At 40.5% G+C, this 11225-nt stretch carries 12 protein-coding genes; 10 read left to right on the forward strand and 2 right to left on the reverse strand.

The genetic code is table 11. The annotated features are described in order from the left end of the window. The 6 genes from ACNSN2_RS03685 (at position 1) to ACNSN2_RS03710 (ending at position 6574) form a co-directional block, all read left to right on the forward strand. Positions 1-633 carry a FliH/SctL family protein gene (locus ACNSN2_RS03685; RefSeq protein ID WP_418608597.1) on the forward strand — a complete coding sequence of 211 codons (633 nt, stop codon included), beginning with the start codon at positions 1-3 and terminating at the stop codon, positions 631-633. After that, positions 626-1975, forward strand: a complete 1350-nt coding sequence (locus ACNSN2_RS03690) for a FliI/YscN family ATPase (RefSeq protein WP_418608598.1) — start codon at positions 626-628, stop codon at positions 1973-1975. Before ACNSN2_RS03685 ends, ACNSN2_RS03690 begins: the two co-directional genes overlap by 8 nt. Beyond that, positions 1968-2384 carry a hypothetical protein gene (locus ACNSN2_RS03695; protein ID WP_010391201.1) on the forward strand — a complete coding sequence of 139 codons (417 nt, stop codon included), beginning with the start codon at positions 1968-1970 and terminating at the stop codon, positions 2382-2384. The genes ACNSN2_RS03690 and ACNSN2_RS03695 overlap by 8 nt, the downstream gene beginning before the upstream one ends. Positions 2385-2432: 48 nt before the next feature. Next, positions 2433-4859 carry an ATP-dependent helicase HrpB gene (hrpB, locus tag ACNSN2_RS03700; protein WP_418608599.1) on the forward strand — a complete coding sequence of 809 codons (2427 nt, stop codon included), beginning with the start codon at positions 2433-2435 and terminating at the stop codon, positions 4857-4859. Between the two features lie 220 nt (positions 4860-5079). Next, complete coding sequence (locus ACNSN2_RS03705) at positions 5080-5631, forward strand: heme NO-binding domain-containing protein (protein WP_418608600.1); 552 nt, start codon at positions 5080-5082, stop codon at positions 5629-5631. Then, on the forward strand, positions 5624-6574 hold the full coding sequence (locus ACNSN2_RS03710; RefSeq protein ID WP_418608601.1) for a sensor histidine kinase: 951 nt from the start codon (positions 5624-5626) through the stop codon (positions 6572-6574). The genes ACNSN2_RS03705 and ACNSN2_RS03710 overlap by 8 nt, the downstream gene beginning before the upstream one ends. Before the next feature lie 76 nt (positions 6575-6650). On the opposite strand, the gene ACNSN2_RS03715 is transcribed toward ACNSN2_RS03710, so the two are convergent. Continuing rightward, a complete protein-coding gene (locus ACNSN2_RS03715; RefSeq protein WP_008108632.1) occupies positions 6651-6872 on the reverse strand; it encodes a hypothetical protein in 222 nt (73 codons plus the stop codon). A 191-nt stretch (positions 6873-7063) separates the two neighbouring features. Here ACNSN2_RS03715 and ACNSN2_RS03720 point away from each other — a divergent pair, with 191 nt between their 5' ends. Together ACNSN2_RS03720 and ACNSN2_RS03725 are read left to right on the forward strand one after the other, a co-directional pair. After that, positions 7064-7777, forward strand: a complete 714-nt coding sequence (locus tag ACNSN2_RS03720) for a DUF1499 domain-containing protein (RefSeq protein WP_075170629.1) — start codon at positions 7064-7066, stop codon at positions 7775-7777. A gap of 117 nt (positions 7778-7894) precedes the next feature. Beyond that, complete coding sequence (locus ACNSN2_RS03725; RefSeq protein WP_008108622.1) at positions 7895-8941, forward strand: NAD(P)-dependent alcohol dehydrogenase; 1047 nt, start codon at positions 7895-7897, stop codon at positions 8939-8941. Between the two features lie 53 nt (positions 8942-8994). Here the strand turns inward: ACNSN2_RS03725 and ACNSN2_RS03730 are convergent, their stop codons facing one another. After that, positions 8995-10203, reverse strand: coding sequence for an MFS transporter (locus ACNSN2_RS03730; RefSeq protein WP_138570483.1), 1209 nt, complete (start codon positions 10201-10203; stop codon positions 8995-8997). A gap of 341 nt (positions 10204-10544) precedes the next feature. Between ACNSN2_RS03730 and ACNSN2_RS03735 the strand changes: the two genes are divergently transcribed. Next, entirely contained in the window at positions 10545-10967 is a 423-nt protein-coding gene (locus ACNSN2_RS03735) for a hypothetical protein (protein ID WP_010391213.1), read from the forward strand. Then, positions 10964-11161 (forward strand): helix-turn-helix transcriptional regulator, encoded by a 198-nt coding sequence (locus ACNSN2_RS03740; protein WP_008108814.1) that lies wholly within the window; start codon positions 10964-10966, stop codon positions 11159-11161. The genes ACNSN2_RS03735 and ACNSN2_RS03740 overlap by 4 nt, the downstream gene beginning before the upstream one ends. Positions 11162-11225 lie beyond the last annotated feature (64 nt).

Here is an 11225-nt window from a genome sequence, read left to right on the forward strand (position 1 = left end):
ATGAGTCAAGCATTTAGGTTTCCCACTTTAAATAAAAATGAGCAACATCAAACGCTGCAAGAGCGTTTAGATGCTGCTCAGCGTGTTGGTTGGCAGCAGGGATTTGAAAAAGGGCTTGAGCAAGGTGCTGCCGATAAGCAAAGCGAATTAGAGCAGCAAATGGAGCAACAAATAGAGTTGCGTGTTTCTGAGCGCCTCGAGGCGCAAAAAACACAGCTTATTGAACGTTTTAACACTTTATTTGATAAAGCTAATAATGAGCTACTTAACTTTAATGATGAGTTCAAACAAGACCTTGCCTTAATGATAAGTACCTTGGCTGAGCACGTTATTGACTGCGAGCTAAAAGTACGCCCCGAAATACGCGCGCAGCTTATTGAAAAAGCCATTACCTTGCTTAGCAATCGCGATGTAGTAACAAAAGTTATGTTCTCAGGGGCTGATCGCCACTGCTTTAATGATGCACGTTTAGCTGAGTTTTTAGTGCCGGTTTATTTTGACGAAGCTCTGATCAGTGGAGATGTTGAACTGGTGGCAGAGCAACAAACACATCGGTTTTCTTTTTCAGAGCGATTACAAAGCCTACTGGATGAAGTGATACCTGAAATTTTAAAAGCACAGCCGCATGACTAACCCTTTACATACCAGCTTAAAGTCTGCGCTGAAAGCGATAACCTCGCCTGAATTAGTTAAAAGTTATGGCCGCTTAACGCGAGTAAATGGTTTAACGCTTACCGCTACCGGTGGGCAATTTGCTATGGGTGAAAAATACCAAGTAGAAAGTGTTGATGGTCACTGGTATGACGCTGAAGTCGTAGGCTTTAATCAAGATGAAGCCTATTTAATGCCCCTGAAAAAAATACAAAATTTATATTCAGGTGGACGCGTTAGGCCAGTTATAAAAAACAACCATGTGGCTATTTCAGAAAAGTTATTAGGGCGTGTGCTTGATGCGCAAATGCAGCCGATTGATAACTTAGGCCCACTTGAACAAGACAGCACAAAAAGCGCCAGTAAATTGGGTAACGATTATTCTTTAACACCGCTGGAGCGCAAAGGCGTTATCGAGCCGTTAGATGTGGGTATTCGCGCTATTAATAGCTTATTTAGTGTGGGAAAAGGCCAGCGTTTAGGGCTATTTGCAGGTTCGGGTGTAGGTAAAAGTAAGTTGCTTGGCATGATGACCCGCTTTACCTCTGCCGATGTGGTTATTGTAAGCCTTGTCGGTGAGCGTGGTTGGGAAGTAAAAGATTTTATTGAGCAAAGCCTAGGTAAAGAAGGCTTAAAAAAAGCCATCGTAATAGCATCCCCAGCAGACGATTCTCCCTTATTGCGTATTAAAGCGGCCGAGCTTAGCCATAAATTGGCGGCTTATTTTAGAGATAAAAATTCAAATGTATTGCTGTTGATGGACTCATTAACCCGCTATGCGCAAGCACAGCGAGAAATTGGCTTATCGGTAGGTGAGCTGCCTGCATCCAAAGGATACCCGCCATCGGTATTTAGTAAATTAACCCAGCTGGTTGAGAGTTCCGGTAATAGTGAAAAAAGCAAAGGCAGCATGACCGCCATTTATACAGTATTAGCTGAAGGCGACGATCAACAAGATCCAATAGCCGATAATGCCAGAGCAATTCTTGATGGCCATATAGTATTGGATCGCACCTTAGCAGAAAAGGGCCACTATCCGGCCATTAATATTGGTTCATCGATTAGCCGAGTAATGCCAAATATAGTAAGTGATGAGCAGCTAAGTTTTTGTTATAAATTGAAAAAAATTTATAGCCGCTACATGCAAGTGCATGAGCTTATTCCTTTAGGGGCGTATCAGGCAGGTAAAGATCCGGAACTCGACAGTGCGGTAAATTTGTATCCACAAATCGAATCATTTCTATGCCAAGGGTTGAACGAACAAGTGGATTTTTCACAGTCAATAACTCAATTAAATGCAGTGATGGGTAAACTGAATGCTTAATAAATTTTTAGGATTACAACAACAAAAATTAGATAAAATGCTGGCCGAGCAAACTCAGTTACAACAAAGAAGTAACCTAGAGCAGCAACGTTTATCGCAACTTCAGCAGCACATAAACAGTATGGATAAAAACCAGCAAATGAGCTCGGCGCTGAGCTTACAAAATTTATCAGGGATGAAGCGTATTTTGTCTGGCTTATCGACGCAGCAACAAGCGCGTATTGATGATTCACAGCAAGATGAATTACGTCAGCAGCAAGCTTGTTTTAAGCAAATGAGCTTCACCAAAGGCATAGAAGGAATAGTGAGTAATAGGCATCGTGCTGATCAAAATAAAGCGCAGCAGCAAGAGGCTAAAACGTTAGACGAAATGATCAGCCAAGCACATAGTCGTACTCTGCATAAATAACTACTAATTTTTGCTACAATGGCGGCAAAGTAATTTAGGGTAAATAGCGTGCTGCCGGTTCAAGAAATATATACTTCACTCATTGATGCTTTAAAAGCCAACCCAATCACCTTACTGCAAGCGCCGCCTGGTGCTGGTAAATCAACATGGTTGCCATTACAGCTTATGCGCGATGGACATTATAAGCGCATCGTCATGTTAGAGCCGCGGCGCTTAGCAGCAAGAAATATTGCTAACTATTTAGCGCACTGCCAAAACGAAACGCTAGGGCAAAGTGTCGGTTTACGGGTGCGAGGTGAAAGTAAAGTCAGCACACAAACTCGCCTTGAAATAGTTACCGAAGGCATGCTTACGCGCATGTTACAAAATGATCCTGAGCTTAGTGATGTTGATTTACTTATTTTTGATGAGTTTCATGAGCGTTCCATCGCAGCAGATACCGCTCTGGCTTTTGCTTTAGAATCGCAAGCGGCACTGCGTGAAGATTTAACCATTATGTTGATGTCGGCCACCCTTGATAGCGAACGCTACACTGGGTTTTTTAATTGCCCAGTAATTCAATCAAACGGGCGAAGTTACCCCATTGACGAAATATATTGCCCAATAAAAGATGAAAGCCGCTGGCTTGATGCTATTCCACCAATAATAAAACAAGCACTCAATGAGCAAACAGGCAGTGCGCTGGTATTTTTACCCGGCCAGCGTGAAATACTGCGAGTGCAGCAAGCGTTGATCGATTTGCCCAGTAATTGTATTGTTGCCACATTATTTGGCGAACAAGATAAAGCTAATCAACAAGCTGCAATTTCACCTGCGCCTCAAGGGATGCGAAAAGTAGTATTAACGACCAATGTTGCCGAAACAAGTTTAACCATTGAAGGTATTAGAATTGTGGTTGATAGCGGCAAGCGCCGTGCAGCCAGCTTTAATTTAAAAACCGGTGTCACTGAGCTCACTACGCAAAGTATATCGCGTTCATCGGCAGTACAACGCGCAGGGCGTGCAGGAAGAATAGAGCCAGGGGTTGTGTATCGATTAGGTTCAAAACAAACTTTTGAGAGGCGAAACAGCCACGATAACCCTGATATTCTTACCTCAGATATTAGCCAACTGATGCTTGAGGCAAAGCAGTGGGGCGCAAGCATTAGTGAACTCACCTTACTTGACCCGCCGAGTGAACAACAATGCAGCCAAGCTACTAATTTATTATCTATGCTTGAAGCCATAGATAGTAACGGTAAGCTCACCACGCTGGGTAGTAAAATGTTGGGCTTTGGTGCCGATATTCGCTTAGCGCATATGTTATTAAAAGCGCAAATGTTAGAACCACAGTTAAGTGGGATTTATCGCTTAGCTATTTATTTAGTGGCCTTACTAGAAAGCCGAGTTAGCACTGCCAATGAGCTCAACCTAGCATTGCATAGTCAACAACAACGACCACATCCGGTATTTAAGCAGCAATTAAATTATTGGTTAAAACGCTTAAAATTTACCGATAGCCGCACAGATTTAAACACTGAATATTTAAGCTTATTAGTATCGCTTGGCTATCCAGATCGGATTGCTAAAAAACGCGGCAATGGCTACTTATTAGCAAATGGCGCAGGGGCTGAGCTAAACCCTGACTACTGGCATAATGACGAATATATAGCTATTGCCAGTATGGGCGGGCATAAAGGCGGGCGAGTTTTTGCAGCCACGGCGCTAAATCCATTAGCGCTTAAAGAGTATTTACCGCATTTATTCACTGAGTTGACCCGCTGCGAGTTTGATGAAAAAGCCGCTCGGTTTATTCATCAAGATGAAGTAAAACTTGGGGAAATTACCCTTAGTAGCCAACCAAGTAAACATAAGCTTGATAAAACAGAACGGGCCAAGGCATGGCTTAGTTTGTTTGCCAAACAGGGCTTTTCACTGTTTAACGAGCAAAAAGAAAGTGAGCAACTGCTTATTAGAATGTGCCTAGCTAGCAAATTGATGCCAGAACAGTTTCCTATTATTAGTCAGCAGCAGCTCATTGAAACAGCAGGTGATTGGTTAGGGGTATACCTTGAAGATATTAAAACCCTTGAGCAACTTAAAAAGTTTAATTATTTTGAGGCACTACAAAACAGTTTTAATTGGCAACAGCAAAGCGAGCTAAAATCTTTACTCCCACTGCGGCTAACAGTACCAAGTGGCTCTAACATAAAAATTGAATACCAACTTGATGGACCTGCCAAGCTTAGTGTGCGCATGCAAGAAGTATATGGTTTAACCAGCACGCCTATGTTAGCTAACGGTAAATTAACACTGCTAATGGAGTTGTTATCTCCAGGCAAGCGTTCACTACAGTTAACTCAAGACTTAGCACATTTTTGGAATAGTAGTTACCGCGAGGTACAAAAAGAGATGAAAGGGCGCTACCCCAAACATTTTTGGCCAGACGATCCTGCCAATAGCGTTGCCACTAATAGAGTAAAAAGCAGAATGTGATCACGCTTTCTTAACTTTACTTAATGTTAAATGTTGACCATGCAAATAACGAACTTTTTTGGGCGCTTTACAAGCGACTAAACTACTATTACTTTAATGCTGACATTTTACAGAGTAAGACTTACTACGCTAGTGTAAATATGAGCCGTAAGGTAGCGAGCGTTTGTAACTAATTGAAGGCGCAGCTAACAATCTAAAAGTGATAATAGAGGGAACATGCATGAAAGGCGTTATCTTTAGAGGGCTTGAGGCACTGGTCATTGAAAAATGTGGCATGGCTGCATGGGACGACTTACTTGAAAAAAATGCACCTGAAGGTCGTGTTTATATTTCTGCAGAAAGTTATCCAGATGAAGAAATAGTTGGTTTGGCACAAGATGTAGCAACTGCACTTTCTATGTCTATGCCAGAGGTATTAAAGGCCTTTGGAGAGTATTTATTTTCTCACTTAAAGGCACGTCACCCAGCTATAGTAGACAGCTTTAATAGTTTTGATGATCTCATTATTAGTATTGATAAAGTAATTCATGTTGAAGTCGCTAAGCTTTATCATGAGCCTAATTTACCTGAAATTGACGCCCAAATTATTGAAGACGGGTTTATTTTAATGCGTTACAACTCTAAGAGACAGCTTTGTATGTGCGCCGAAGGGCTTATTTTTGGTGCTGCGGCTCATTATGGGGTTGATGCTAAACTTAATCATGCTCAGTGCATGCATGATGGGTTTGATTCGTGTTTAATTGAAATAAAATATGAGACTCCCCATGGCTGAAGACGACTACAATTATAAAAAAGCGTATTTGCGCGAAAAATCAGCCAGAGATCAATTAGAAACCCTACTAGAAGACAAAACACGGGCGTTGTTTATTGCTAATCAAGAGCTGGAAGAAAAGCTCGAAACGGTCAAAAACCAACAAATAACCTTAATGCAAAGTGAAAAAATGGCCACATTAGGCACACTTTCTGCTGGTATGGCCCACGAAATAAATAATCCGCTTGCTTACATAACCAGTAATGTAGCAAGCATAAAATTTATAAAGCCCGTGTTGGTTTCGTTAATGACGGCGGCTCAACAATTTGTAGATAAATCGATTTCAGTAACGCAGTTAGAGTCTATTTTAGTTCAGCTCAACCGAGAGAACGATTTAAGCTTTATTGTGGACGATATTGATGAATTAGTTGATGATACCCAAGAGGGCTTAGAGCGTATCGCTCATATTGTTAGTAATCTTGTCGACTTTGCGAGCCTAAAAGATAACGTAACAACAATGGCAGACATTACAGAATCATTAAATGGTACGCTAAAGTTACTCGAAAACCAGCTGGGAACGTGTGCTATAGAGTTACACATTGAAAAGTTACCCCTAACACAGTGTAATATATCATCGATGAAACAAGTCTTTGTAAACTTATTAATTAATGCGAAACACGCTTGTGATGACTTGCACGAGCAGCAAGGAAAAATAGCTATTAAGCTGTTTGCCAATAAAGGCAATATTTACATAGAAGTGGCAGATAACGGCTGTGGGATGGACGCTGATACACTTAAACAAATGTTCGATCCTTTCTTTACCACTAAACCCGTAGGCCAAGGCACTGGTATGGGAATGGCTATAGTTTACAATGTACTTAAAGAGCACAATGGCACTATAGAGGTTGAAAGTGAAGTGGGTAAGGGGTCTTTAATACGTTGTTTAATACCTATTACTAAATAACTTTGTAAGCTTAAAGTTTACAATATAGGCATGGCTGCAAAGTGTGTTGTGGCTATTGAGCTTAGGTATTAGTATCTTAACTCGACACTTCTTGTCCGCCGTGTTGCTCGGCTAAATCATCAAGTTCGGCAACGGTATAATCAAATCCGCTTTCATCATATTCGTAGCTTACTTTAACGCTGTCGCCTCCATTAAAAAGACGTGTTTTTACGTCATTGACTGGCCAATCTTTTAATTCGTGTAAAAAGCGGTTAGCCACTTGTGATGACTCAAATCGGTAACTAATCTCTGTTTTCATAAATAATAATACCCTGATAATTTTACCCCCGTAGTTTGTTGATTTTTACCAAGGAGTCAAGTTATCTACATTAAAAGGGTAATAAATTATGACTTTATAGATACTTATCAGTCATAGTAATCTAAATTGGAGTGTTAACAGTATAAAGCTATTTAAAAAACAATAACCATATAACAATAACGGAGTAGGCAATGAGATATTTAGTGAGCTTAGTTGGGCTTATCGCTTTTTTAATGGTGGTACTACCGGGACCCCTTTATAAATTTAATATCGTTGAACTAGGCACTGCTTTTGCCGGTTTTAGATTAGGTGTTTATGTTGGTGGGGCAGCATTAGCCTTATTATTAGTTCAAGTGCTATTTATGCGTAAAACAGTGAGCTTAGCCAGTGCAGTGATCACTGTTATTTTTGCAGCAGTTGCTATTGCAATGCCGCTTAACATGATGAATGCAGCAAAAAGTGTTCCGTCAATTCATGATATTTCTACCGATTTAATTAACCCTCCTGAGTTTGTTGCGGTTGTGCCTTTGCGTGCTGATGCACCTAATCCTGTTGCATACGCGGGAGAAGAAACGGCAGCGCAACAACGAAAAGCATACCCAGAACTAAAATCGCTCGAGTACAACCAAACGCAACTAGAATTAGTGGCAGCTACAACAAAAGCCATGGAAAACCTTGGTTGGGAACTGGTTAATAGCGATGTTAATAATGGCATTGTTGAAGCAACAGACACCACAACCTGGTTTGGCTTTAAAGATGATGTTGTCGTGCGTATTAACGACAAAGGCAGTAAGCGTGTGTTAGACATACGCAGTAAATCTCGCATTGGTAAAAGCGATTTAGGCAAAAATGCCCAGCGTATTAAAACGTTGATTGACGAGTTAAACGCCGTTGTGGTGCAGTAATTGATAAAAATAGCCCAGCATTATGCTGGGTTTTTTGCAGTTGCTACGTCAGTTCATGTTCAGAGCTGATAATGCATACTGTGTGAGTTATAAATTTTAATAAACTATGGAGTTATTATGAAAACAGTCGGATATGCAGCAAAAAGCCAAGGTTCTGAACTTACAGAGTTTTCTTTTGAGCGCCGCGATTTACGAAATAACGATGTAGCAATAGAGATTTTATATTGTGGTGTCTGTCATTCAGACTTACATGCAGTGCGAAACGATTGGGGTGGCAGTAAATACCCATTAGTACCAGGGCACGAAATTGTTGGTAAAGTAATTTCGGTTGGTAGCGATGTTACTAAATATCAGCAAGGCGATACCGTTGCTGTAGGCTGTATGGTTGACTCATGTCAAAGCTGCGACCAATGTCATAATCACGAAGAGCAATTTTGTCGTGAAGGCATGGTTGGCACTTACAGTGGCAAAGACAGAATAAATGGTGAAATGACTCAAGGTGGCTACTCTAAGCATGTAGTGGTGCGTGAAGAATTTGTGCTTTCAGTACCTAAAAATTTAGAGCTATCTCGCGTTGCGCCTTTATTGTGTGCTGGCATTACTACTTACTCACCGCTGCATAAATGGGGTGTTAAAAAAGGCAGCCGTGTTGCAGTTGTCGGCCTTGGAGGGCTTGGCCATATGGCGGTTAAAAATGCCGTGGCAATGGGTGCAACGGTTACTGTTATTGGCCGCACTGAATCTAAAAAAGAAGATGCTATTGAGCTAGGTGCACAGCACTATTTAGTATCGAACAACGATGATGAAATGAAAAATGCACAATCAGCGTTTGATGTGATCATTGATACTATACCGGTAAAGCACGACCTATCACTGTATACACCGCTACTTGATATTGATGGCACGTTAGTGATTGTTGGCCAAGTAGGCCCTGTTGATGAGTTAAACACAGTGCCATTGTTAATGGGTCGTCGTCGAGTGGCAGGATCCTTAATTGGTGGCATTGCAGAAACACAGCAAATGCTCGATTTTTGTGGTGAGCACAATGTATTACCTGAGTGTGAAATGATCAATATAGATGAAATTAACACCGCTTATGAGCGCATGGAACGCTCAGATGTGCGCTACCGTTTTGTTATTGATATGGCGTCGATTGACGTGTAATTAATTAAAATAATGAGTATAACAAGAGCCGCTATACGCGGCTCTTTTTATACTTAATACGCTGCAGCCGTTTGTTTTGCGCTTTTATTGTTTATTTGTATAAAGCTAAGCCACCACATAAATAACCCGCCTAAAAATAATGCTCCTGCAACATACCCGGTTTGATTTGGTTGTGCCCCTTGCGCAATAGCAATGCCGCCTACCCATGGGCCAATTGCATTAGCAATATTAAAAGCACATTGTACGAGAGCACCAATCATGGCATGGCCATTGGGCGATACATCCATTAACAGTGTTTGCACTAAAGTAGAAAGCCCTAAGCTACAGCCAATAAAAAAGATCACCAGATAAAGTAAGTAGATATTATAGCTGGCACTTACATACGCAAATGCAAAAATAATAGTTGAGGCAAGGGTTAGTCCCGTGGTTTTAATTGCCGATTTATCGGCTGCTTTTCCTAGTATGTAATTACCGAGTGTGGAGCCAATACCAAACATCACCATCGCAATTGAAATAGTATAGGCGGGTGATTGGGTTACATCTAAAATAGTGTCGGCCACGTAGGTATAAATACAAAATACGCCACCAAAACCAATAATAACAATACCCAAAATAGACCAAACCAGTTTATTTTTTAATACCCCTAACTCGTTTAGTAAATTAGATTTTTGAGTATTTTTAACATTGGGTACCACGTAATAAACAAAAATAAAGGCAATAAACGCCAGTACACCTGCCCCGGCTAAACAATAGCGCCAACTCAAATTTTGCCCAACGAGCGTTACTACGGGTACGCCTACAATGGTTGCGACTGTCAGCCCCATAAATACTTTTGACATAAAGCTAGCACGCTTTCCAACAGGCGCAATATCTGAGGCCAATAATAAGGCTGCGCCAAAATATGCGCCATGGGGTAAACCACTTAAAAACCGAAACAGTACAAGTTGCTCTAATGAGCTAGCTAAGGCGCTTAAGCTATTAGCAATACACATTAAACTTAAAAATAGTAACAGCGCTTTTTGTTTACGCATGTTTGCTGTTGCCAACATTAAAATAGGCGCGCCAACAACCACTCCAAGAGCATAAGCACTAATGGCATAACCACTTTGTGATGGGGTACTACCAAATGCTTCACTAATTAATGGCAACATAGGCATCATAGAAAATTCAGATAAACCCAAAATAAAGGTGCCTAGCGCAAGTACAACTAAAATAGCGGCTCTATTGGGCTGACTCGACGGCGATGTAGTATCAACGGCCATGTAAAATCCTTGAAGGTATTGAATAAAATTTAATAACAAACAAAACGCCTGTACGTTTAAAAAATACAACACACACGTTTATTTAAAATTGAATATGGGAATGAGGAATAAAGAGACTGGCATTTTAAATTAAAAGCCTCCTCCCGTCATGGTCTAAACCATAGTTTAAGATGAATAAAATTTAACTTAAGCAAACGAAAGGCTGGTTTATATGGCCTTGCAAGCCACTCGCTCATTAAAAGCAAGATATATTAGATTAAAATGTAATGCTAGCTTGACTTTTTGTATGGTATGAATGATATTTGTAAAGTAAGCATTACTTTTTAAATAGGATTAAAGCAATGAAAACAGAATTAAATTTAAAACAACGCCAAATTAAAAATACTAGCTACTTGGTTAAATGTACCTTGATTTGGTTACTCACCTTAGCGTTATGTAGCTTTGGCCCGACATTAATTTGGGATCGCGCCGAGATAATTAGCGGCTTTTTTATAGTTGTAAATGTAATAGCCGGCATTGTAATGATTTTGGCTAACAAACGTTACTTACAGGGGATGGATGAGCTGATGCAAAAAATACATCTCAGTGCCATGGGGTTTACCCTAGGTGCAATATTGGTAGGTGGGCTTGCGTACACTAATCTGCAATTGAGTGGCTTAATTGATTTTAAAGCACAGATACCCGATTTAATGTTTTTAATGGGGGCAGTGTATTTAATTAGTGTGTATGTGCTTAATAAACACTATTGCGCAGGTGATGAATGAAAAATCGATTAAAAGTGTTAAGAGCCGAACATAACTATACCCAAGCAAGGTTGGCCGAACTGCTTGATGTTTCTCGCCAAACTATTAATGCGATTGAAAAAGGTAAGTTTGACCCCAGTTTGCCACTGGCCTTTAAGGCAGCAAGGTTGTTTGAGTTAAAAATAGAAGATATTTTTGACGACGAACAGGGTTAAAAATTAACAAAGTGCGACAATATGTCGCGCTTTTTAGATTCCTACAGCACGTATAATTTACCCA

It is taken from the genome of Pseudoalteromonas sp. US3C1013 (assembly GCF_048401115.1).
In the GTDB taxonomy this organism is placed as follows: domain Bacteria; phylum Pseudomonadota; class Gammaproteobacteria; order Enterobacterales; family Alteromonadaceae; genus Pseudoalteromonas; species Pseudoalteromonas undina.